The 21282-nt window shown below is 73.2% G+C and carries 20 protein-coding genes; 9 read left to right on the top strand and 11 right to left on the bottom strand.

From position 1 onward, the window contains the following. Nucleotides 1–178: 178 nt before the first annotated feature. The 3 genes from B100_RS0113295 to B100_RS0113285 all read left to right on the top strand — a co-directional run bounded on the left by B100_RS0113295 (nucleotide 179) and on the right by B100_RS0113285 (nucleotide 2530). Nucleotides 179–1204, top strand: coding sequence for a 6-phosphofructokinase (locus tag B100_RS0113295; protein WP_024884933.1), 1026 nt, complete (start codon nucleotides 179–181; stop codon nucleotides 1202–1204). Between the two features lie 128 nt (nucleotides 1205–1332). Further along, nucleotides 1333–2283, top strand: a complete 951-nt coding sequence (locus B100_RS0113290) for a cytochrome c oxidase assembly protein (RefSeq protein ID WP_024884932.1) — start codon at nucleotides 1333–1335, stop codon at nucleotides 2281–2283. A gap of 70 nt (nucleotides 2284–2353) precedes the next feature. Further along, on the top strand, nucleotides 2354–2530 hold the full coding sequence (locus tag B100_RS0113285) for a hypothetical protein (RefSeq protein ID WP_024884931.1): 177 nt from the start codon (nucleotides 2354–2356) through the stop codon (nucleotides 2528–2530). 26 nt (nucleotides 2531–2556) lie between these two features. Here the strand turns inward: B100_RS0113285 and B100_RS0113280 are convergent, their stop codons facing one another. The 4 genes from B100_RS0113280 to B100_RS0113265 are packed head-to-tail and all read right to left on the bottom strand — an operon-like array spanning nucleotide 2557 to nucleotide 6639. Beyond that, entirely contained in the window at nucleotides 2557–3762 is a 1206-nt protein-coding gene (locus B100_RS0113280) for a histidine kinase (RefSeq protein ID WP_024884930.1), read from the bottom strand. Further along, nucleotides 3759–5471 carry a sodium/solute symporter gene (locus tag B100_RS0113275; protein WP_024884929.1) on the bottom strand — a complete coding sequence of 571 codons (1713 nt, stop codon included), beginning with the start codon at nucleotides 5469–5471 and terminating at the stop codon, nucleotides 3759–3761. The genes B100_RS0113280 and B100_RS0113275 overlap by 4 nt, the downstream gene beginning before the upstream one ends. Nucleotides 5472–5492: 21 nt before the next feature. Next, nucleotides 5493–5852, bottom strand: coding sequence for a hypothetical protein (locus B100_RS0113270; RefSeq protein WP_024884928.1), 360 nt, complete (start codon nucleotides 5850–5852; stop codon nucleotides 5493–5495). A 16-nt stretch (nucleotides 5853–5868) separates the two neighbouring features. Continuing rightward, on the bottom strand, nucleotides 5869–6639 hold the full coding sequence (locus B100_RS0113265; protein ID WP_024884927.1) for a LytR/AlgR family response regulator transcription factor: 771 nt from the start codon (nucleotides 6637–6639) through the stop codon (nucleotides 5869–5871). Between the two features lie 134 nt (nucleotides 6640–6773). On the opposite strand from B100_RS0113265, the gene B100_RS0113260 reads away from it, so the two are divergent. The 5 genes from B100_RS0113260 (at nucleotide 6774) to B100_RS0113240 (ending at nucleotide 13335) form a co-directional block, all read left to right on the top strand. Beyond that, nucleotides 6774–7277, top strand: coding sequence for an Lrp/AsnC family transcriptional regulator (locus B100_RS0113260; RefSeq protein WP_024884926.1), 504 nt, complete (start codon nucleotides 6774–6776; stop codon nucleotides 7275–7277). Nucleotides 7278–7400: 123 nt separating this feature from the next. Beyond that, nucleotides 7401–8213, top strand: a complete 813-nt coding sequence (gene ddaH, locus B100_RS0113255; protein WP_024884925.1) for a dimethylargininase — start codon at nucleotides 7401–7403, stop codon at nucleotides 8211–8213. Further along, nucleotides 8210–9436, top strand: a complete 1227-nt coding sequence (rocD, locus tag B100_RS0113250; protein WP_024884924.1) for an ornithine--oxo-acid transaminase — start codon at nucleotides 8210–8212, stop codon at nucleotides 9434–9436. Before ddaH ends, rocD begins: the two co-directional genes overlap by 4 nt. Before the next feature lie 179 nt (nucleotides 9437–9615). Beyond that, on the top strand, nucleotides 9616–12096 hold the full coding sequence (locus tag B100_RS0113245) for a SpoIIE family protein phosphatase (RefSeq protein ID WP_024884923.1): 2481 nt from the start codon (nucleotides 9616–9618) through the stop codon (nucleotides 12094–12096). A gap of 9 nt (nucleotides 12097–12105) precedes the next feature. Beyond that, on the top strand, nucleotides 12106–13335 hold the full coding sequence (locus tag B100_RS0113240) for a SpoIIE family protein phosphatase (RefSeq protein WP_024884922.1): 1230 nt from the start codon (nucleotides 12106–12108) through the stop codon (nucleotides 13333–13335). Nucleotides 13336–13375: 40 nt separating this feature from the next. Here the strand turns inward: B100_RS0113240 and B100_RS0113235 are convergent, their stop codons facing one another. Further along, nucleotides 13376–13831 (bottom strand): RpiB/LacA/LacB family sugar-phosphate isomerase, encoded by a 456-nt coding sequence (locus B100_RS0113235; RefSeq protein ID WP_024884921.1) that lies wholly within the window; start codon nucleotides 13829–13831, stop codon nucleotides 13376–13378. Between the two features lie 196 nt (nucleotides 13832–14027). Here B100_RS0113235 and B100_RS0113230 point away from each other — a divergent pair, with 196 nt between their 5' ends. Next, the gene (locus B100_RS0113230) at nucleotides 14028–14753 is read left to right on the top strand and encodes a lysophospholipid acyltransferase family protein (protein ID WP_024884920.1); all 726 of its coding nucleotides are present in this window, start codon (nucleotides 14028–14030) and stop codon (nucleotides 14751–14753) included. A gap of 70 nt (nucleotides 14754–14823) precedes the next feature. Here the strand turns inward: B100_RS0113230 and B100_RS0113225 are convergent, their stop codons facing one another. The 6 genes from B100_RS0113225 to B100_RS0113200 all read right to left on the bottom strand — a co-directional run bounded on the left by B100_RS0113225 (nucleotide 14824) and on the right by B100_RS0113200 (nucleotide 21279). Beyond that, complete coding sequence (locus B100_RS0113225; RefSeq protein WP_024884919.1) at nucleotides 14824–16422, bottom strand: alpha/beta hydrolase; 1599 nt, start codon at nucleotides 16420–16422, stop codon at nucleotides 14824–14826. A gap of 142 nt (nucleotides 16423–16564) precedes the next feature. Further along, nucleotides 16565–17344 carry an urease accessory protein UreD gene (locus B100_RS0113220; RefSeq protein WP_024884918.1) on the bottom strand — a complete coding sequence of 260 codons (780 nt, stop codon included), beginning with the start codon at nucleotides 17342–17344 and terminating at the stop codon, nucleotides 16565–16567. Then, entirely contained in the window at nucleotides 17332–18015 is a 684-nt protein-coding gene (gene ureG / locus B100_RS0113215; protein WP_024884917.1) for an urease accessory protein UreG, read from the bottom strand. Before ureG ends, B100_RS0113220 begins: the two co-directional genes overlap by 13 nt. A 564-nt stretch (nucleotides 18016–18579) precedes the next feature. Next, nucleotides 18580–19254, bottom strand: a complete 675-nt coding sequence (locus B100_RS0113210) for an urease accessory UreF family protein (protein ID WP_024884916.1) — start codon at nucleotides 19252–19254, stop codon at nucleotides 18580–18582. Next, nucleotides 19254–20975, bottom strand: coding sequence for an urease subunit alpha (locus B100_RS0113205; RefSeq protein WP_024884915.1), 1722 nt, complete (start codon nucleotides 20973–20975; stop codon nucleotides 19254–19256). Before B100_RS0113205 ends, B100_RS0113210 begins: the two co-directional genes overlap by 1 nt. After that, the gene (locus B100_RS0113200; RefSeq protein WP_024884914.1) at nucleotides 20968–21279 is read right to left on the bottom strand and encodes an urease subunit beta; all 312 of its coding nucleotides are present in this window, start codon (nucleotides 21277–21279) and stop codon (nucleotides 20968–20970) included. Before B100_RS0113200 ends, B100_RS0113205 begins: the two co-directional genes overlap by 8 nt. Nucleotides 21280–21282: the final 3 nt, after the last annotated feature.

Genomic DNA, 21282 nt, shown 5'->3' with positions numbered 1-21282 from the left:
GGAGGCGTCGGACAGGCCGGAACCGGCCCGTCTGACGCCTCCTCCGCACAGGTGAGCGGGGTGGTCCAGCAGGCGGACGCGGGATGCGGCACCGCCCCCCGGAGCGGCTAGGGTGGCGGGGATCGAGCCGGACAGCGCGGTCCGGTCCCGGCCCACTTCGAGAAGGTTGTTTCGGGCTATGCGCATTGGTGTCCTCACGTCCGGCGGCGACTGCCCCGGCCTGAACGCCGTCATCCGGTCCGTCGTGCACCGTGCCGTCGTCGACCACGGCGACGAGGTCATCGGCTTCCGCGACGGGTGGAAGGGCCTCCTGGAGTGCGACTACCTCAAGCTCGACCTCGACGCGGTGGGCGGCATCCTCGCCCGCGGCGGCACCATCCTCGGCTCGTCCCGGGTGCGTCCCGAGCATCTGCGGGACGGTGTGGAGCGGGCCCGGGGCCATGTCGCGGAACTCGGTCTGGACGCGATCATCCCCATCGGCGGTGAGGGCACCCTCAAGGCGGCCCGGCTGCTGTCCGACAACGGCCTGCCGATAGTGGGCGTGCCGAAGACCATCGACAACGACATCGCCGTCACCGACGTCACCTTCGGGTTCGACACGGCCGTCGGCGTGGCCACCGAGGCGCTGGACCGGCTGAAGACCACCGCCGAGTCGCACCAGCGCGTGCTGATCGTGGAGGTCATGGGCCGGCACACCGGCTGGATCGCGCTGCACTCCGGCATGGCCGCCGGCGCCCACGCCATCGTGGTGCCCGAGCGGCCCTTCGACATCGACGAGCTGACCGCCAAGGTCGGCGAGCGCTTCTCGGCCGGCAAGCGGTTCGCGATCGTGGTCGCGGCGGAGGGCGCCAAGCCGAAGGCCGGAACCATGGACTTCGACGAGGGCGGCAAGGACGTCTACGGCCACGAGCGGTTCGCCGGCATCGCCCGGCAGCTCTCCCTGGAGCTGGAGGAGCGGCTCGGCAAGGAGGCCCGCCCGGTCATCCTCGGGCACGTCCAGCGCGGCGGGACGCCCACCGCGTACGACAGGGTGCTGGCGACCCGGTTCGGCTGGCACGCGGTGGAGGCCGTGCACCGCGGCGACTTCGGGCGGATGACCGCCCTGCGCGGCAACGACATCGTCATGGTGTCGCTCGCGGAGGCCGTGGAGACGCTGAAGACCGTGCCCGAGGCGCGGTACGCCGAGGCGGAGTGCGTGCTCTGATCCTCCGGCCGCCGCCCTGCGCGTGAGACGGGCTTCACAGACCGCCCCCGGTGACGGACGTCGCCGGGGGCGGTTCTAGTCTGGTGCGGACCGATTGCGTACAACCTGGATCAAAAGGGAGCCGGCCGATGGATCACAGCGGGCACGGCATGACCATGGATCTGCCGCCGTTCACGCTGGGGCGAGGGCTCGCCTGGTCGGCGGACCCGTTCTTCCTCGTCGCCTGCCTGCTGGGGCTCGCGCTGTACGGCTGGGGCGTGGTCCGGCTGGTGCGGCGCGGTGACAAGTGGCCGGTGGGGCGGACGATCGCGTTCGTCGCCGGTGTGCTGAGCATCGGGCTCGTGATGTGCACCGCGCTGAACGACTACGGCATGGTGATGTTCAGCGTGCACATGGTGCAGCACATGGTCATCAGCATGGTGTCGCCGATCCTGCTCCTGCTCGGCGCCCCGATCACCCTGGCGCTGCGGGCGCTGCCCCCGGCGGCCGTGCGGGGCAGCAAGGGACCGCGTGAGCTGCTGCTGATGCTGTTGCACAGCCGCTACATGCGGGTCGTCACGCACCCGCTGTTCACCATCCCGATGTTCATCGCGAGCCTGTACGCCCTGTACTTCACCCCGCTGTTCGACTTCCTGATGGGGTCGGCGGTCGGGCACGCGGCGATGATGGTGCACTTCCTCGCCGTCGGCCTGGTGTTCTTCTGGCCGATCATGGGCGTGGACCCGGGTCCGCACCGGCCGGGGCACCTGATGCGGATGCTGGAGCTGTTCGCGGGCATGCCGTTCCACGCGTTCTTCGGCATCGCGCTGATGATGGCCTCCACCCCGATGGTCACCACCTTCCAGGACCCGCCCGCGTCGCTGGGCATCGACGCCCTGTCCGACCAGAACGCGGCCGGCGGCATCGCCTGGGCGTTCAGCGAGGTCCCCTCGGTCCTGGTGCTGATCGCGCTGCTGTTCCAGTGGTACGCCTCGGACCAGCGGCAGGCCCGCCGCACGGACCGCGCCGCCGACCGGGACGGCGACAAGGAGCTGGAGGCGTACAACGCCTACCTGGCCTCGCTCAACGCGCGCGGTTAGCTCCCGCACCGGCCTCGATTCCGGAAACCGGGGCACCATGGAGGGACCGAACCAGGAGGAGGGTGTCGCGATGCCCGGTACCACGAACGGTTCCACCTCGATCAAGACCATGGGAGTGATCACCGTCGGCGCCCTGGTCGCCGTGACGGCCTACACGGTGGCGCTCGGCAGCAACGGCTGGCTGTGGTTCGGCTGGGTCGTCCTGGGGCTGATCACTCTGGGGATGGTGGCCACCCGCAGCACCTGAGCACCCCGTCCGGGGGGCGGCTCGCCTCACCGCGGGGTGAGCCGCCCCGCCAGGTGCACGCCCGGCTGGTACTTGGGCAGCCGGACGGTGATCTTCATGCCCGCGCCCGCGGCGGTCTCGATGACCAGCCCGTGGGTGTCGCCGTAGACCTGGCGGAGCCGGTCGTCGACGTTGGACAGGCCGATGCCACCGGTGGGGCTGACCTCGCGGGCGAGGATGCGGCGCAGCAGGTCGGGGTCCATGCCGGCGCCGTCGTCCTCGATGACCACCAGTGCCTCGGCGCCCGCGTCCTGCGCGGTGATCTGGATGTGGCACTTGTCGGCCTTGCCCTCCAGGCCGTGCTTGACGGCGTTCTCCACCAGCGGCTGCAGGCACAGGAAGGGCAGGGCGACCGGCAGCACCTCGGGGGCGATCTGCAGGGTGACGGAGAGGCGGTCACCGAAGCGTGCCCGCACCAGCGCCAGGTAGTGGTCGATGGCGTGCAGCTCGTCGGCGAGGGTGGTGAAGTCGCCGTGCCGGCGGAACGAGTAGCGGGTGAAGTCGGCGAACTCCAGCAGCAGCTCGCGGGCGCGCTCGGGGTCGGTGCGCACGAAGGACGCGATCACCGCGAGCGAGTTGAAGATGAAGTGCGGGGAGATCTGCGCGCGCAGGGCCCGGATCTCGGCCTCGATCAGCCGGGTGCGGGACTGGTCCAGGTCGGCGAGCTCCAGCTGGACGGAGACCCAGCGGGCCACCTCCCCGGCGGCCCGCACCAGCACCGCCGACTCGCGGGGCGCGCAGGCGACGAGAGCGCCGTGCACCCGGTCGTCGACGGTGAGCGGGGCGACCACGGCCCAGCGGACGGTGCAGTCCGGGGTGTCGCAGCTGAGCGGGAAGGCCTCGCCGCGGCCGGTGTCCAGGGGGCCGGTGAGGCGCTCCATGATCTCGGCGCGGTGGTGGGCGCCCACACCGTCCCAGACGAGGACGTCCGCGCGGTCGGTGAGGCACAGGGCGTCGGTGCCGAGCAGGGAGCGCAGCTTGCGGGCCGACTTGCGGGCGGTCTCCTCGGTGAGGCCCGCGCGCAGCGGGGGTGTGGCCAGCGAGGCGGTGTGCAGGGTCTCGAAGGTGGCGTGCTCGACGGGGGTGCCGAGTCCCGCGAGGCCGGCGGGCCGTGCCGTGCGCCGGCCCAGCCAGAAGCCGGCGGCCAGCAGGGGCAGCACGGCGACGAGCAGCCCGGCGAGGAAACCGATCACGCGGACACCTCCGTACGCAGCTCTTCCGGCAGGTGGAAGCGGGCCAGGACCGCGGCCGTGCCGGGCGGGACCCGGCCGGGCGTGGCCAGCGAGACCAGCACCATGGTGAGGAAGCCCAGCGGCACCGACCAGAGGGCGGGCCAGGCGAGCAGCGCGTGCCAGGGCCCGGCGCCCGGGTAGCCGGCCATGGTGGCGGCCACGGCGAGGAACGCGGAGCCTCCGCCGACCAGCATCCCGGCCGCCGCGCCCGGCGGGGTCAGCCGGCGCCACCAGATGCCGAGGACGAGCAGCGGGCAGAACGACGAGGCGGACACGGCGAAGGCGAGGCCCACGGCGTCGGCCACCGGAAGCCCGCCGACCAGGATGCTCGCCGCCAGCGGGACGGCCATGGCGAGCACGGTGCCGAGACGGAAGTGGCGTACCCCTCGCGAGGGCAGCACGTCCTGGGTGAGCACCCCGGCCACGGCCATGGTGAGCCCGGAGGCCGTGGACAGGAACGCGGCGAACGCTCCCCCGGCGACCAGCGCGCCCAGCAGGTCGCCGCCGGTCCCGCCGATCATCCGGCCGGGCAGCAGCAGGACGGCGGCGTCCGCGTCCCCGGTGAGGGTCAGCTCGGGGGCGTACAGCCGGCCGAGGGCGCCGTAGACAGGGGGCAGCAGGTAGAAGGCGCCGATCAGACCGAGGACGGCGACGGTGGTGCGGCGGGCGGCGACCCCGTGCGGACTGGTGTAGAAGCGGACCACCACGTGCGGCAGGCCCATGGTGCCGAAGAAGGTGGCGAGAATCAGCCCGTACGTGGCGTACAGCGGGCGTTCGGTGCGGCTCTCGGCGCGGGAGGGCGACAGGGCGTCGTCGGCTCCGTTCCCGGTGGTGGGGACCTCCGTGCCCGCGGCGAAGGTGAGCCGGGTGCCGCTGTCGACGCGGTGGGTGCCGGCGGGGAGGTGGACCTCGGTGCCCGTGTGGTCGCGGCCGTCGACGGTGCCGTCCACGGTCACCGTGAGCGGGGAGGTGATGCGCAGGTCGACGGTGCCGTCGACGCGCACCACGCGCTGCTCGCGGAACTCGGCGGGCTCGTCGAAGGCGTGGCTGGGCGCCCCGTCGCGCTGCCAGGCGAGCACCAGGAAGAGCGCGGGCACCAGCAGGGCGGTCAGTTTCAGCCAGTACTGGAAGGCCTGGACGAAGGTGATGCTGCGCATGCCGCCTGCGGCCACTATCACCGTCACCACCACGGCGACGATCACCGCGCCGAGCCAGTCGGGGGCGTCGGTGAGCACGGTGAGGGTGAGTCCCGCGCCCTGGAGCTGGGGCAGCAGGTACAGCCAGCCGACGCCGACGACGAGGGTGCCCGCGAGCCGTCGCACCGTGTGCGAGGAGAGCCGGGCCTCGGCGAAGTCGGGCAGCGTGTAGGCGCCGGAGCGGCGCAGCGGCGCGGCGACGAACAGCAGCAGCACCAGGTAGCCGGCGGTGTAGCCGACCGGGTACCAGAGCATGTCCGGGCCCTGTATCAGGACGAGTCCGGCGATGCCCAGGAAGGAGGCTGCGGAGAGGTACTCGCCGCTGATGGCGGCCGCGTTGAGCCGGGGGCCGACGGTGCGGGAGGCGACGTAGAAGTCGGAGGTGGTGCGGGATATGCGCAGGCCGAAGGCGCCGACGAGGACGGTCGCGACGGCGACGAGCGCGACGGCGGTGACGGCGTAGGCGGTGTTCACGGTGGTGCCGGTCCCCTGGTCTCAGCGGTCCTCGACGAGCCGCACGAAGTCGCGTTCGTTGCGTTCGGCGCGGCGCACGTACCAGCGGGCGAGCAGGACCAGCGGGGGGTAGAGCCCGAAGCCGAGGACGGCCCACTCCAGGCGGCGGGCGTCCGGGGCGGCGGCGAAGACCAGCGGCAGCGGGCCGATGAGCAGGGCGAGGACGGCGAACACGGTGAGTCCGGCGCGCAACTGGATGCGCATCAGGGTGCGGACGTAGGTGTGGCCGAGGGTGGTCTGCTCGTCGATCTCGGTGCGCGGGCGGTAGTAGCCGGAGGTGCGGCGGGCACGGCGGGGCGGCCCGGTGACGACCACCCGGCGTTCGGCGGGTTCCTGGGGCATGTGGTCCTCTCCCCCGTCAGCCCGTGGTCCGGCGCATCAGCAGGTCCCGCAGCTCGCGGGCGTGGCGCCTGCTGACCTGGAGTTCCTCGGACCCGATCAGGACGCTCACCGTGCCGGCGTCGAGCCGCAGTTCGCCGATGTGGCGCAGGGCGACCAGATGGCGGCGGTGGATCCGGACGAAGCCGCGCGAGCGCCAGCGCTCCTCCAGGGTGGACAGCGGGATGCGCACGAGGTGGCTGCCGCGGTCGGTGTGCAGGCGGGCGTAGTCGCCCTGCGCCTCGACGTGGGTGATGTCGTCGACGGCGACGAAGCGGGTGACGCCGCCGAGTTCCACGGCTATGTGGTCGGGGTCGGGCTCGTGCACGGGGATGCGCGGGGCGGGGCCGGGCGGGGTGGTGCCGCGCTGGGCGGCGGCCCTCCTGACCGCTTCGGCCAGCCGCTCCTTGCGGACGGGTTTGAGCACGTAGTCGACGGCCTTGAGGTCGAAGGCCTGGACGGCGAAGTCCTCGTGGGCGGTGACGAACACGACGAGCGGCGGCCGGGCGAAGCCGGTGAGGAGCCGTGCGAGGTCCAGTCCGTCGAGGCCGGGCATCTGGATGTCGAGGAAGACGACGTCAATGGCCTCGGGCCCGTCGGGGCCGCTCTCCAGCGCGCGGTTGATGCGGCGCAGGGCCTCGGTGGCGTCGCCCGCGCCTTCCACGCTGCCGATGCGAGGGTCCGCGTTCAGCAGGTACAGCAACTCCTCCAGCGAGGGGCGTTCGTCGTCGACGGCGAGGGCGCGCAGCATGAAGGTGGAGTGTAGGGGGGATCTCCGGGTCGGGACTACGTGCCGGACAAGGGCGTTGCCGGGCGATCGGGCGCCCGGCCGTCTCCGCGGCGGACGCGGGGTGGCCGTGGGGCCGGCGTGGATACAGTGCCCGCATGAACAGCAGGCCCACGCCGTTCGACGAACTCGACCGGAAGATCGTCACCGCTCTGATGGCGAACGCCAGGACGTCCTTCGCGGAGATCGGGGCGTCCGTCGGTCTGTCGGCGACGGCGGTCAAGCGCCGGGTGGACCGGCTGCGGGAGACCGGGGTGATCACCGGGTTCACGGCGACCGTGCGCCCCTCCGCGCTGGGCTGGCGCACGGAGGCGTACGTGGAGGTGTACTGCGAGGGGGCGGCGCCGCCGCGGCGGCTGGCGGAGGTGGTGCGCAACCATCCGGAGATCGCGGCGGCGATGACGGTGACCGGGGGCGCGGACGCGCTGCTGCACGTGCGGGCGCGGGACGTGGAGCACTTCGAGGAGGTGCTGGAGCGCATCCGCCAGGAGCCGTTCATCCGGAAGACGATCAGCGTGATGGTGCTGTCGCACCTGCTGCCCGACAGTCCTGAGGCGGGAGTGACGCAGCCCGCCCCGGACGACGCACCGGACGTGCGCTGAGGGGCGGAAAGACGCAGTGTTCCTGCGTGGACGCGCAGGATCCGTCGCTTGTCGGCCGTGAGGCTTCGTTCGTACCGTGGAGTCACCCCCTGTTGACACCGTGTGAAGCGGAGGAACCCCTTCGTGCCCGAATCACGTGTGGCGCGCCCACGGCGCTTTCTCGTCTGCGAACCCCGGTTCTTCGCCGTGCGGTACGCGATCAATCCCTGGATGAGTCCCGACCGTCCCGTCGACGTCTCACTCGCCCGGCGGCAGTGGCTGGCGCTGGTCGACGCCTACCGCCGCCACGGCCATACCGTGGACACCGTGGAACCGCTGCCCGGGCTGCCCGACATGGTGTTCGCCGCGAACGCGGCGGTCGTCGTGGGGGGCCGCGTCTTCGGCTCCCGCTTCCACGCGCCGGAGCGGCGCCCGGAGTCGGTGCCGTACGAGGCCTGGTTCAAGGCGCAGGGATTCGACGTCCATCATCCGGAGTCGGTGTGCGAGGGCGAGGGCGACCTGGTGCCCGCCGGGCGCTGGATCCTCGCCGGGACCGGTTTCCGCACCACCCCCGAGGCGCACCGCGAGGTGCAGGAGTTCTTCGGGGTGCCGGTGATCGGCCTGACGCTGGTGGACCCGTACTTCTACCACCTCGACACGGCGCTGTTCGTGCTGGACGAGGAGAACGTCGCGTACTACCCGGAGGCGTTCTCGCCGGGCAGCCGTGAGGTGCTGGAGCGGCTGTACCCGGACGCCGTGCTCGCCACCCGCCAGGACGCCATGGCGTTCGGCCTGAACTCCGTCTCGGACGGCCGTCAGGTGTTCATCTCGCCGGAGGCGACGGCCCTCGCCGACCGGCTCGCCGACCGCGGTTACGTTCCCGTCCCCGTCGACCTGTCCGAGTTCCACAAGGCGGGCGGGGGCATCAAGTGCTGCACTCAGGAGATCCGCCCATGACCTCTGTCGCCCGTACGCGTTCGTCCGCCGAGCTGATCGGCGCGGAGGAGCCGGTCCTCGCACACAACTACCACCCGCTGCCCGTGGTCGTCGCCCGCGCGGAGGGCGCCTGGGTGGAGGACGTCGAGGGCCGCAGGTACCTGGACATGCTGGCCGGTTACTCGGCGCTGAACTTCGGCCACCGGCACCCGGCGCTGACCGAGGCGGCGCACCGCCAGCTGGACCGGCTCACGCTGACCTCCCGCGCCTTCCACAACGACCGCCTCGCGGGGTTCGCGGAGCGGCTGGCCGCGCTCACCGGCCTGGACATGGTGCTGCCGATGAACACCGGCGCCGAGGCGGTGGAGAGCGGCATCAAGGTGGCCCGCAAGTGGGCCTACGACGTCAAGGGCGTCCCCGCCGACCGGGCGACGATCGTGGTGGCTGCGGACAACTTCCACGGCCGCACGACGACGATCGTGAGCTTCTCCACGGATGAGGTCGCGCGGTCCGGGTTCGGCCCGTTCACCCCGGGTTTCCGGGTGGTGCCGTACAACGACCTCGCGGCCATGGAGGCGGCCGTCGACGAGACGACGGCGGCGGTACTGATCGAGCCCATCCAGGGCGAGGCGGGCGTGGTGATCCCGGACGACGGCTATCTGGCCGGGGTGCGGGAGCTGACGCGGCGCGCGGGCTGCCTGTTCGTCGCCGACGAGATCCAGTCGGGGCTGGGCCGCACCGGCCGCACGCTGGCCGTGGAGCACGAGTCGGTCGTCCCGGACGTGGTGCTGCTCGGCAAGGCGCTCGGCGGCGGCATCGTGCCGGTGTCGGCGGTGGTGGGCCGGCGCGAGGTGCTCCAGGTATTCCGTCCGGGTGAGCACGGGTCGACCTTCGGCGGGAACCCGCTGGCCGCCGCGGTGGGCACGGCCGTGGTGGAGCTGCTGGAGACGGGCGAGTTCCAGCGGCGGGCGGCGGAGCTGGGCGTGGTCCTGCGGGAGGGTCTGGAGGCGCTCGTCGGCAAGGGCGTCACCGGGTTCCGCAGCCGGGGCCTGTGGGCGGGCGTGGACGTCGACCCGGCGCTCGGCACCGGCCGGGAGATCAGTGAGCGCCTCATGCGCGAGGGCATCCTGGTGAAGGACACCCACGGTTCGACCGTGCGTCTGGCGCCTCCGCTGACGATCACCGCGGAGGAGCTGCGGGAGGCGCTGCGCACGCTGGAGAAGGTCATCGGCAACGGGTCCTGACCCTGGCCGTCACCGCCCCCGCCGGCTGTTACGGCGGGGGCACCGGCATGCCCCCGGGTCCGCACCGGGTGCACCGGTGGCCCACGCCCGGGAAGCCCCCGGACCGTCCCCGGGGTGAAGATGGGGGAAGGAATGGGGACAAAGGTGACAGAGCACTCTCAGCGACAGAGAGGCCGTCCGTGGACGGACACAAGGAGCGGGGAGTAACCCGACAGGGGTTCGACGTGGCCGACGCCGCGCCCCTGCTGCTGGACCCGCACGGCCTGGTGGCGGGCTGGACCACCCGGGCGGAACGGCTGCTGGGCCACACCTCGGCGGAGGCCGTGGGCCGCAAGTTCGCCGACCTGCTCGAACCCGACGACGCCCAGCGGGTGCCGGACCTGATCGAGCGGTGCCTGTGCGACAGCGAATGGGCGGGGCTGATGACCGCCCGGCACCGGGACGGGCAGCCGGTCGAGCTGATGGTGCGGGTCGCCCCGACCGCGACGCCTCGCGGCCCCGGCTCGCTGTTGGTGCTGCTGTCGGAGCTGGCCGACGCCCCCGGCTGGGACATGAGCCGCGACGTGCTGGAACAGATCGTCGACGGGAACCCCATCGGCATCGCGATCGTGGACACCGACCTGCGCTACGTGTGGTCCAACGCCGCCCTGGAGCAGTTCGGCGGGGGCCCCGCCGCGCAGCGCCTCGGGCTGCGGTTCGCGGACGTCCAGCCGGGCATGAACGCCGACGCCGTCGAGGAGCGGATGCGGCACGTGCTGGAGACCGGCGAACAGGTCGTCGACTACGAGCACGTCGGCCGGGTGCGCTCGGCGCCGCTGCGGGAGACCGCGCACATGCTGTCGTTCACCCGGCTCCAGGACGACCGGGGCCGCCCGATGGGCGTGTACTACACCGTCGTCGACATCACCGAGCGGCACCGCGCCCGCCAGCGCCTCGCCCTGCTCGACCGGGCCGGCGAGTACATCGGCCGCACCCTCGACATCATGAACACCGCGCAGGAGCTGGCGGACGTCGCCGTGCCCGGGGTCGCCGACTTCGTCACCGTGGACCTGCTGGAGACGGTGCTGCGGGGCGCCGAGCCGGCCCCGGAGCCGCTCGCCGGGTCCGCGCGGGTGCCGCTGCGCCGGGCGGGGCACCGGTCGCTGTTCGAGGACCTGCCGCGGACCGTCGTCGACAGCGGCGCGGTGGTCACCTACCTGGCCGACTCGCCGCCGGTGCGGTGTCTGACCACGGGCCGGTCGTGGCGGCAGGAGCAGCTCGACCCGCTGGGCGTCGAGTGGGCCGTGGGGACACCGGGCGGCCGGGAGTCCACCTTCCTGGAGCTGGGCCTGCAGAGCGTGATGATCGTCCCGATCCGGGCCCGCGGCGTCACCCTGGGCATCACCAGCTTCTTCCGCCGCCGCCAGAATCCCTTCGACGCGGACGACCTGCACCTGGCCGAGGACCTCGTCTCCCGCGCCGCCGTCTGCGTGGACAACGCGCGGCGCTACACCCGCGAGCGGGACGCCGCCCTCGTCCTCCAGCGCAGTCTCCTGCCGCGCCGGCTGCCCGAGCAGGACGCCGTGCAGGTGGCCGCCTGCTACCGGCCGGCCGACGAGCTGACCGGCCTCGGCGGCGACTGGTACGACCTGATCCCGCTGTCCGGCGCCCGGGTCGCACTGGTCGTGGGCGAGGTGCCGGGGCACGGCATCGGCGCCGCCGCGGCCATGGGGCGGCTGCGCACGGCGGTCCGGACGCTGGCCGCGATAGACCTGCCGCCCGAGGAGGTGCTCGCGCACCTGGACGACCTGGCGTCCCGGTCGGCGCGGGACGACGGCGACGGCGAGGACGGGGAGGGCGGGGACGGGGAGGACGGGGAGGTCGGGGACGGCACGGGCCACTCCGTGGGGTCCGGCTGCGTGTACGTCGTGTACGACCCGGCGGACGGCCGGTGCACGATGGCCGCCGCGGGCCATCCGGCGCCCGCCGTGGTGGCCCCGGACGGCACGGTCGGCTTCGTGGAGCTGCCGCAGGGGCCGCCGCTGGGCGTGGGCGGCCCGCCGTTCGAGGCGGTGGAGCTCTCCCTGGGCGAGGGCAGCACGCTGGTGCTGCACACGGACGGCCTGCTGGCGCACGGCGGGGACGGCACGGAGGCCGACCGGGAGCGGCTGCGGCGGGTCCTGGAGAGGACGGCGGGCGAGCTGGAGGTCGGCTGCCGGTCCGTGGTCGACGCGCTGGTCCCCTCCCGCCCGCACGACGACGTGGCCCTGCTGATGGCGCGGACCAGGCGGCTGGCGCCGGAGCAGGTCGCGGCGTGGGAGCTGGCGCCCGACCCGGCCGTGGTGGCCGACGCCCGCAGGACCGCTCAGGACCAGTTGTCCCGCTGGGGCCTCGACGACCTGATGTTCACCACGGAACTGCTGGTCAGCGAGCTGGTCACCAACGCGATCCGGCACGCCTCCGGGACCGTGCGGCTGCGCCTGATCCGGGAGCGGGCGCTGGTGTGCGAGGTGCTGGACGGCGGTGCCACCGCCCCGCATCTGCGTCATCCCCGCGCGATGGACGAGGGCGGCCGCGGACTGCTGCTGGTCTCGCAGCTCGCCGAGCGCTGGGGCACCCGGTTCGTACCCGACGGGAAGATCATCTGGGCGGAGCAGTCGCTGACCGCGCCGCCGGAGTGAGGCAGGGTCATGGCGCAGGTGTCGATCGACTACGAGGCGGTCTACCGTGCGCTGCCGGGCATGGTGGCGCTTCTGACCCCCGACCTGGTGTTCGCGGACGTCAACGAGGCCTATGTGCGCGGAACCGGCCGCCCGCGCGAGTCCCTGCTGGGCCGCCACGTGTTCGACGTGTTCCCGGAGCCCGTGAACGTGCGCGAGGCGAAGAACTCGCATCATCTGCGGGCCTCGCTGCTGCGGGTGCTGGCCACCGGGGAGCGCGACGCGATGGCGCTGCAGCGCTACGACGTCGAGAGCCCGGAGCATTCCGGGAACTGGCAGGAGCACTACTGGTCGCCGGTGAACAGCCCGGTGCTGACACCGGACGGACGGGTGCGGCTGATCGTGCACCGGATCGAGGAGGTGACCGAGTTCGTGCGCGCCCGGGGCTCGGGGGGTGACGCCGCGGGCCGGGTGCTGGAGGCCGAGCTGTACACGCGCGCCCGGGAGTTGCAGGAGCTCAACAACCGGCTGCGTGAGGCACACGCCCGGGAGCGCGAGGTGGCGCTGGTGCTGCAGAAGGCCATGCTCCCGGCGAGCCGGCAGATGGGCCATCACCGGGCCGCCGTGCGGTACCGGCCCGCGGTGGGCTCGCTGAACGTGTGCGGCGACTGGTACGACCTGGTCGACCTGGTGGGCGGCCACCGCATCGGCGTGTCGGTGGGCGACGTGGTGGGACACGGCCTGGAGGCGGCCGGTGTCATGGGCCAGTTGCGCAGCGCGCTGAGCGCCACCTCCCGGGTGGCCGACGGGCCGGCCCAGGCGCTGAACGTGCTGGGCCGGTACGCCCATGTGGTGGACGGGGCGGAGTCGGCGACCGCGGTGACCACCTTCATCGACTTCGACCGGCACGTCGTCACCTACAGCAGCGCCGGTCATCCGCCGCCGGTACTGCTCCACCACGACGGGCGGGTGGAGTTCCTCGACCGGGCCACCGACCCGCCGCTCGACGCCCGCCCGGAACCGAGGCCCCGGCCCCAGGCGTCGACCGGTTTCGCGCCGGGGGCGACCCTCGTGCTGTACACCGACGGGCTGATCGAACGGCGCCGTGAGGACATCGACACCGGGCTGCGGCGGCTGGCCGACGCGTTGTGCCGGCACCGGACGCTGGATCCCGAGCCGCTGGCGGACACCGTGCTGCGGAAACTGCTGCCGCCCGGGGGCGCCACGGACGACACGGCGCTGGTCGTCGTACGGCTGTGACGACGCCCGGCAAACCCGTGGAGCCTGTGCCCCGTGCCGGTCAGGAGCCGGTGCGCGCCCGGTCGAGGCGTGCCGTCCGCTCCACGTTCGACCGGTCCTCGGGGTCCTCGCTGGGCCGGCCGGCGAACCAGGCGTCGAGGATCTCCCTGAGCAGCGGGACGGAGGTGAGGCGCAGGCTCAGCGCCAGTACGTTGGCGTCGTTCCAGCGGCGGGCGCCGTCGGCGGTGTACGCGTCGGCGCACAGGGCGGCCCGCACGCCGGGCACCTTGTTGGCGGCGATCGAGGCGCCGGTGCCGGTCCAGCAGCACACCACCGCCTGGTCGGCGGTGCCGTCGGCGACCTCGCGGGCCGCCGCCTCGGAGCAGGCCGCCCACTGGGGGTCGTCCCCGGGGGCGAGGGCACCGTGCGCACGCACCTCGTGGCCGCGTTCGCGCAGTTCGGCGAGGAGGGCGCGGGCCACGGGTTCGTCCATGTCGGAGGAGACGGAGATCCGCATACCGCCGAGCGTACCCGCGGGCGCGCGAGCGGCGGCCTGACTGCCGTGCGGCGGGCCGTCCGGGGCGGTGCGTTCCGGTTCCCGTCGAACGTGGTGCCCGGCCCCGTCTCCCGGTCCTAGACTGGCAGTTCACGACGTGCCGGATGACCTGCTGGAACGCGGCGACCCCGCCTTCCCAGAGTCGAGGAGCGTGCTTTTGTTCTACTACTTGCTCAAATACGTGCTGCTGGGCCCGCTCCTGAGACTGGTCTTCCGGCCTCGAATAGAGGGCCTGGGGCATGTTCCGTCGTCCGGCGCCGCGATCGTGGCGGGGAACCATCTGTCGTTCTCCGACCACTTCCTGATGCCGGCCGTGCTCAAGCGGCGCATCACCTTCCTCGCCAAGGCCGAGTACTTCACCGGGCCCGGCATCAAGGGGCGGCTGACGGCGTTCTTCTTCCACAGCGCGGGCCAGATCCCCGTCGACCGCTCGGGCAAGGACGCCGGGCAGGCGGCCATCCGCGAGGGGCTCGGGGTGCTGGGCAAGGGGGAACTGCTCGGCATCTACCCGGAGGGCACACGGTCGCACGACGGGCGCCTGTACAAGGGCAAGGTCGGCGTCGCGGTGATGGCCCTCAAGGCGGGCGTTCCGGTGGTTCCCTGCGCGATGATCGGCACGTTCGAGGCGCAGCCGCCCGGCCGGAAGATCCCCCGGATCCATCCGGTGAAGATCCGCTTCGGCGAGCCGCTGGACTTCTCGCGCTACGCCGGGATGGAGAACGAGAAGGCGATCCTGCGCGCCGTCACGGACGAGATCATGTACGCCATCCTCTCCCTCTCCGAGCAGGAGTACGTCGACCGGTACGCGGCCGACGTGAAGGCGGCGGAGGAGAAGCGCAAGGCGGAGGAGAAGCGGCGCACACCGCGCATGCCGCTGCGGTGAGCACCACGGACACGGGTGAGGGGCGGCGGGAACACTCCGGCCGCCCCTCACTGTCGTACGACTACGACGACTACGGCTTCGGCGTGGCGTGCGGGGCGCAGGTCACGTCGGAGCGGTCCACCTTGCCGGTGAGCAGGTAGGTGTCGACCCGGTCGTTGACGCAGGGGTTGACCAGGCCGGTGACGCCGTGCGAGCCGGCGTCCCGCTCGGTGATCAGGCGGGAGCCCTTGAGCCGCTTGTGCAGTTCGACGGCGCCGCCGTACGGGGTGGCCGCGTCCCGCTCGGACTGGACGATCAGCACCGCGGGCAGACCCTTGCCGGTCTTCACCTCGACCGGGGTCCGCTGGGCGACCGGCCAGGTGGCGCAGGGCAGGTTCATCCAGGTGTTGGACCAGGTCAGGAACGGGTGGTCACGGTGCAGCCGGGTGGTGTCACGGTCCCAGGTGCGCCAGTTCGTGGGCCACTTGGCGTCGGCGCACTCCACCGCGGTGTAGACGGCGTTGCCGTTCTCCGAGGCCGCGTTGCCCGCCGTGTCGGTGAGGTCCGGGGAGGCGGCGTCGATCAGCGCCTGGGCGTCACCGGCGACGTACTGGCTGAAGATCCGGGCGGTCGAGGCCCACGCCGAGTCGTAGTACGGGGCGCTCTGGAAGAAGCCGAGCAGCTCCGCCGGGCCGACGACGCCGCCGAGCGGCTTCTTCGCGGCGGCGGCGCGCAGCTTCAGCCACTGCGCCTGGACGGCGGCGCGGGTGGTGCCGAGGTGGTAGGTGGCGTCGTTCTTCGCGACCCAGTCCTGCCAGTCCGCCCAGCGGCTCTCGAAGGCGACGTCCTGGTCCAGGTTGGCCTGGTACCAGATCTTCTGCCGGGAGGGGTTGACGACGCTGTCGACGACCATGCGGCGCACGTGGCCCGGGAACAGGGTGGCGTACACGGCGCCGAGGTAGGTGCCGTAGGAGACGCCCAGGTAGTTGAGCTTCTTCTCGCCCAGGGCGGCGCGGATGACGTCGAGGTCACGTGCGGTGTTCGGCGTGGTCATGTGAGGCAGCATCGCGCCGCTGCGCTCGTAGCAGCCCTCGGCGTACTCGCGGGCCAGCTTGCGCTGTTCGCGTTTGTCTGCCTCGGAGCCGGGCACCGGGTCGGCCTTGGGCGCCTTGACGAACTCCTGCGGGTCGGCGCAGGAGATGGGCGCGGACTTACCGACGCCGCGCGGGTCGAAGCCCACGAAGTCGTACGCCTTGGCCGTGTTGGCCCAGACGGGGTTCTTCGCGGTGACCCGGGTCGGGAAGCGCAGACCGGAACCGCCGGGGCCGCCGGGGTTGTACAGCAGCGCGCCCTGGCGCTCGCTCTTCGTGCCGGTGCTGCCGATGCGGTCGACGGCGAGCTTGATCTGCTTGCCGTTCGGCTTGGCGTAGTCCAGCGGCACCGAGACCCAGCCGCACTGGATGGGCGTGGGCAGGTTCCAGTCGGCGGGGCAGTCCCGCCAGTCGATGCCGGTCTTGGCGGCCCGGGCGGCGGCGACCGCCACGCCCTTGGCCTCGCGGTCCTTGCTCTCGTGGGCGGCCGTCGCGCTCGCCGTGGGCGCCGCGACGGCGCCGGCTATGAGTGTCGCCGTGACGAGCACGCCGGCCGAACCGAGCGCCGCCACCCGCCTCTTCGGTCTGCTGTCCCTCAAGGGGGCCTCCCCGTACAAGGTTTCGATGGGTACGGGGGAGGATCCTCGCCCCCTGGACGCCACGGGGGACAGAGGGGATACGTTTCCTTTGCCAATCCGATAACCGGACGTGGGAGTTGTGGCATGCGGACGCGGGGCGGCGTCAGGCGGATGCCCGGGCGAAGGAGCCCGGTGCCGCGTCCAGCAGGCGCCGCAGCCGCAGGGCGTCCGGCGCCACCGCGCTGACGAGCACGGCGGGACCGGCCAGTGGCAGCACGGCCGTGCCGTCCCCGGGCGCGGCGGCGGCGACCGGCTTCTCCGCGAACTCCGGGTCGGCCACGACGAGCTGCCCGACGGCCCGGTGTCCGCCGAGCACGGCCGGCCCGTCCCAGCCGCCGGGTGCGCCGGGGCCGCAGTCCAGTTCCTGGTCGAGGACCGGGCTCCCGTCGATCCGTACGGTCAGCCGGGAGGTGAGCCGCCCGGGCTGCTCACCGGCCCGCCCGAGGGCCAGTTCCTCGCGGAGGACCAGCCGGGCTCCCGGGGCGAGGTCGACGTGGGTGCGGACCGTGAGCTCGCTGCCGGTGACGGAAATCAACGGCTCGGGCAGCCAGTGCAGTTCGCCGCCCTCGGCCACGGTGATCCGTACGTCCTGGCGCGCCTGCCCGCCGTGCTGGCCCGGCAGGGCGAGGGTGGCGGCGGCCGAGCCGAGCCGCAGCCGTGCCCCGGGGCCGACGTCGGCCCGGACCGTGAAGTGGTCCCCGCCGTGCGGACCGCTCATGGCGCCGACGAGCAGGACGTGTGCCGCGGCACCGCTCCCCCGTGTGCGCCGTGGGGTGAGCGGGCCACGGCTCTCCAGGACGGGCAGCGCGGTGCCGCCCCGGCCGTCCGCGCGGGCGCGCACCCGCACCTCGGCCCGGACTCCCGCGGTGTTCACGCCGCCCACGCGGCGAGCCGCTCCCGCACCCAGCGGGCCACCTCCGCGACCCCGCTCTGCTCCCGCAGTGACTGGAACACCACGGGCAGATGGGCCCGTTGGGCCTTGGCGTCGACCGCCATGCGGCCGAGGTCGGAGCCGACGTACGGCGCGAGGTCGGTCTTGTTGACGACCAGCAGGTCGGCGGTGGTCACACCGGGGCCGCCCTTGCGCGGGATGTCGTCCCCGCCCGCCACGTCGATCACGAAGATCTGCGCGTCGACCAGTCCCTTGGAGAAGGTGGCGGTGAGGTTGTCCCCGCCGGACTCCACGAGCACCAGGTCCAGCGGGCCGACCGTCTCCTCCAGGTCCTCCACCGCTTCGAGGTTGGCGGAGATGTCGTCGCGGATCGCGGTGTGCGGGCACGCGCCCGTCTCCACCGCGGTGATCCGCTCGGCCGGGAGCACGGCCTCGCGCAGCAGGAACTCGGCGTCCTCGCGGGTGTAGATGTCGTTGGTCACCACCGCCAGCGACACCTCCTCGCGCAGCGCCCGGCAGAGCGCGGCGACGGTCGCGGTCTTCCCGGAACCGACGGGGCCGCCGAGCCCTATGCGCAGGGCGCGCCGGGTCCCGTCGGGCCGGCGGGCGTCGGCGCCGAGGACGGCGGGCCCACCGTACGGGAAGGAGTGGTCACGATGCATGCGGCACCTCCAGGATCACGGCGCGCCGGGTGCGGAGACGGGCCGTCGGGGTCGGGTGAGGGGTGTGCCCGGTGGGCGCGGGCGTGGGGGGCCGGGTGGGCTCGGGGACTTGCCCGCGGAGGGGCGGGTGGGGCCGGGCGGCCCGGCTGCGACAGTGGACCGGCGCGCCCGGGAGCGTTCTGCCCACCAGGCCGTCCGAGGTTCGGGCCGGGCGGGTGCCGGCGCACGAGGCGGGCCGGGGCGCTCGCACGGCGGACCTCCCGTGCGGGAGACAGGACCGGACCACGTACGGCGCCCGAACCCCCGAGGCGGGTCCGGACCAAGCCCCGACACCGCCGCCCCCGAGCACGAACCGGGCTGCGGCCCGGGCGCGACGCTCGCGGGCGAGGGGCCGAGCCCCGGGGTGCGGGCTCACGAAGCGAAGGGACCAAGCCGCCTGGGAGTGCGCGCTCACGAAGCGAAGGAACCCAGCCCCCAGGTCCGGACTCACGAAGCGAAGGAACCAGGCTCCCCGGGAGTGCGCGCTCACGAAGCGAAGGAACCAGGCCCCCCGGGAGTGTGTGCTCACGAGGCGAACAGCCGGCCGGATCGGGCCGCGTGGGCCTCGGCGTACGCCTCCAGCAGCGGGGCGGACGCCGCGGGCAGCGCGTCGGTCCCCTCGTCCAGGACGCGGCGGGCCGCCCCGACGGCCGTCGCCACGACCTCGTCCGCCTCCGGCGCGAGCCGGGCGAGGACCCCCGTCGCGTCGAACGGGTCGAGACCGAGCAGCCGTACCGTCGCGGTCGCGGGCCCGCCGACGCTCTCGTAGAGGGCGCAGTGCGCCGCGTCCTCCGGGCCGAGCCCGGCCACCCGGGCGGTGACCCCGAGCACCACCGGCTGGTGCGCCCCCTTGGGGAACCGCCGGGCCAGTACGTCGAGTTCGTCCGCCGGCCAGGTGACGCGGGCGGCCCGCAGCAGCTGCCGGCCCAGCCTGCGGGCGGCGGTGCGCAGCGCGGGCGAGGGGGTGCGGGCGTCGGCGGCCGCGTCCAGCGCCCCCGGGTCCACGCCCAGGGCGGCGGAGGCGGCCAGCGCGGCCGCCACCCGGCCCGTGGTGTGCAGCCGCCCCCGGCAGAAGCGCTCCAGGCTCACCGCCCCGGTGATCCGCCCCGCGCGGACGGCGGCCTCCGCCCCGCCGGAGTGGGCGTGCCCGCCGGCGGGGAACCGTCCGTCGGCCAGGACGAGCAGCGCTGTCCTGGACATCAGAAGAGGAAGTAGCGCTGGGCGAGAGGGAGCTCCTCGGCCGGTGTCGCCTCGACCAGTTCCCCGTCGATGCGCACGGCGAAGCTGTCGGGGTCGATCCTCACGTCCGGCAGGGCGTCGTTCTCGCGCATGTCCGCCTTGGTCACCGAGCGGGTGGAGTCGATGACCGCCCACCGCTTGCCGAGGCCCAGCCGGTCGGGCAGGCCCGCGTCGAGGGCCTCCTGCGCCACGAAGTTGACCGAGTTGACCGCGGGCGCCCGGCCGATCGCGCCGAACATGGGCCGGGGCAGCACGGGTTGCGGGGTGGGGATGGACGCGTTGGCGTCCCCCATCTGCGCGTAGGCGATCTGCCCGCCCTTGAGGACGAGATGGGGCTTCACCCCGAAGAACTTCGGCTCCCACAGCACGAGATCGGCCAGCTTGCCGCTCTCCACCGAGCCGATCTCGCCTGCCATGCCCTGCGCCACGGCCGGGTTGATGGTGTATTTGGCGACGTAGCGACGCACCCGGTGGTTGTCTGCACGGCCGTCGCCGGGCAGCGCGCCGCGCCTGCGCTTCATCACGTGGGCGGTCTGCCAGGTCCGCATGATCACCTCGCCGACGCGTCCCATCGCCTGGGAGTCGGAGGAGATGACCGAGATCGCCCCGAGGTCGTGCAGCACGTCCTCCGCACCGATGGTGGACGGCCGGATCCGCGACTCGGCGAAGGCCAGGTCCTCGGGGACCGACGGGTTCAGGTGGTGGCAGACCATCAGCATGTCGAGGTGCTCCTCGACGGTGTTGACGGTGAACGGGCGGGTCGGGTTGGTGGAGCTGGGCAGCACGTGCGGCTGGGAGACCACGGTCATGATGTCCGGGGCGTGTCCGCCGCCCGCGCCCTCGGTGTGGTACGCGTGGATGCCGCGTCCGGCGATCGCGGCGAGCGTGTCGCCCACGAAACCGGCCTCGTTGAGGGTGTCGGTGTGGATGGCGACCTGCACGCCGGTCCGGTCGGCCGCGGTGAGCGCGGCGTCGATGACGGCGGGGGTGGAACCCCAGTCCTCGTGCAGCTTCAGCCCTACGGCGCCGCCCCGGATCTGCGACAGCAGCGCCTCCTGCGACACCGTGTTGCCCTTGCCGAGCAGCCCGATGTTCAGCGGGTACGCCTCCATCGCCTCCAGCATCCGCGCCAGGTGCCAGGGGCCGGGGGTGACGGTGGTCGCCTTGGAGCCCTCGGCGGGTCCGGTGCCGCCGCCGACCAGGGTGGTGATGCCGGAGGCCAGCGCCTCGTCGGCGATCTGCGGGCAGATGAAGTGGACGTGCGCGTCGATCGCCCCGGCGGTCAGGATCCGTCCGTTGCCGGCGATGACCTCGGTCTCGGGGCCGATCACCAGGTCCGGGTGGACCCCGTCCATCGTGTCGGGGTTGCCGGCCTTGCCGATGCCGGTGATCCGGCCGTCACGGATGCCGACGTCGGCCTTGACGACGCCCCAGTGGTCGACGACGACCGCTCCGGTGATCACGGTGTCGGGGGCGCCGTCGGCGCGGGTGGCGGTGGACTGCCCCATCGACTCGCGGATGACCTTGCCGCCGCCGAACACCGCCTCGTCGCCGGAGCGTCCGGGGCCGCCCGAGCGGTCCTCCTCGATCTCGATCAGCAGATCGGTGTCGGCGAGCCGGACGCGGTCACCGGTGGTCGGCCCGAACAGGTCGGCGTACGCCTCACGGGAGATCTCAGGCATCGAGCGCGCCCCCCGTCTCCCCGCGCAGCCCGGGTACGGTGCGCGTCCCGGCCAGCGGCACCAGCCGTACCTCGGCGGGGATGCCGGGCTCGAACCGTACGGCGGTGCCGGCGGGCACGTCGAGCCGCTTGCCGCGGGCCGCCTCCCGGTCGAACTCCAGGCCGGGGTTGGCCTCGGCGAAGTGGTAGTGGGAGCCCACCTGCACGGGCCGGTCGGCCGCGTTGAGGACGGTGAGCCGGGTGGTCTCGCGGCCCTCGTTGTAGACGATCGGGCCCTCGGCGAACAGGATCTCTCCGGGTGTCACGGC

Source organism: Streptomyces sp. CNH189 (genome assembly GCF_000527195.1).
Note: the sequence above shows the minus strand (reverse complement) of the source record. Positions and strands in the feature narration are given on the sequence as shown.

Coding starts and splice junctions, on each gene's coding strand:
- B100_RS0113295 (WP_024884933.1), top strand. CDS start 179: ATGCGCATTGGTGTCCTCACGTCCGGCGGCGACTGCCCCGGCCTGAAC.
- B100_RS0113290 (WP_024884932.1), top strand. CDS start 1,333: ATGGATCACAGCGGGCACGGCATGACCATGGATCTGCCGCCGTTCACG.
- B100_RS0113285 (WP_024884931.1), top strand. CDS start 2,354: ATGCCCGGTACCACGAACGGTTCCACCTCGATCAAGACCATGGGAGTG.
- B100_RS0113270 (WP_024884928.1), bottom strand. CDS start 5,852: ATGCCCCAGGAACCCGCCGAACGCCGGGTGGTCGTCACCGGGCCGCCC.
- B100_RS0113265 (WP_024884927.1), bottom strand. CDS start 6,639: ATGCTGCGCGCCCTCGCCGTCGACGACGAACGCCCCTCGCTGGAGGAG.
- B100_RS0113260 (WP_024884926.1), top strand. CDS start 6,774: ATGAACAGCAGGCCCACGCCGTTCGACGAACTCGACCGGAAGATCGTC.
- rocD (WP_024884924.1), top strand. CDS start 8,210: ATGACCTCTGTCGCCCGTACGCGTTCGTCCGCCGAGCTGATCGGCGCG.
- B100_RS0113240 (WP_024884922.1), top strand. CDS start 12,106: ATGGCGCAGGTGTCGATCGACTACGAGGCGGTCTACCGTGCGCTGCCG.
- B100_RS0113235 (WP_024884921.1), bottom strand. CDS start 13,831: ATGCGGATCTCCGTCTCCTCCGACATGGACGAACCCGTGGCCCGCGCC.
- ureG (WP_024884917.1), bottom strand. CDS start 18,015: ATGCATCGTGACCACTCCTTCCCGTACGGTGGGCCCGCCGTCCTCGGC.
- B100_RS0113210 (WP_024884916.1), bottom strand. CDS start 19,254: ATGTCCAGGACAGCGCTGCTCGTCCTGGCCGACGGACGGTTCCCCGCC.
- B100_RS0113205 (WP_024884915.1), bottom strand. CDS start 20,975: ATGCCTGAGATCTCCCGTGAGGCGTACGCCGACCTGTTCGGGCCGACC.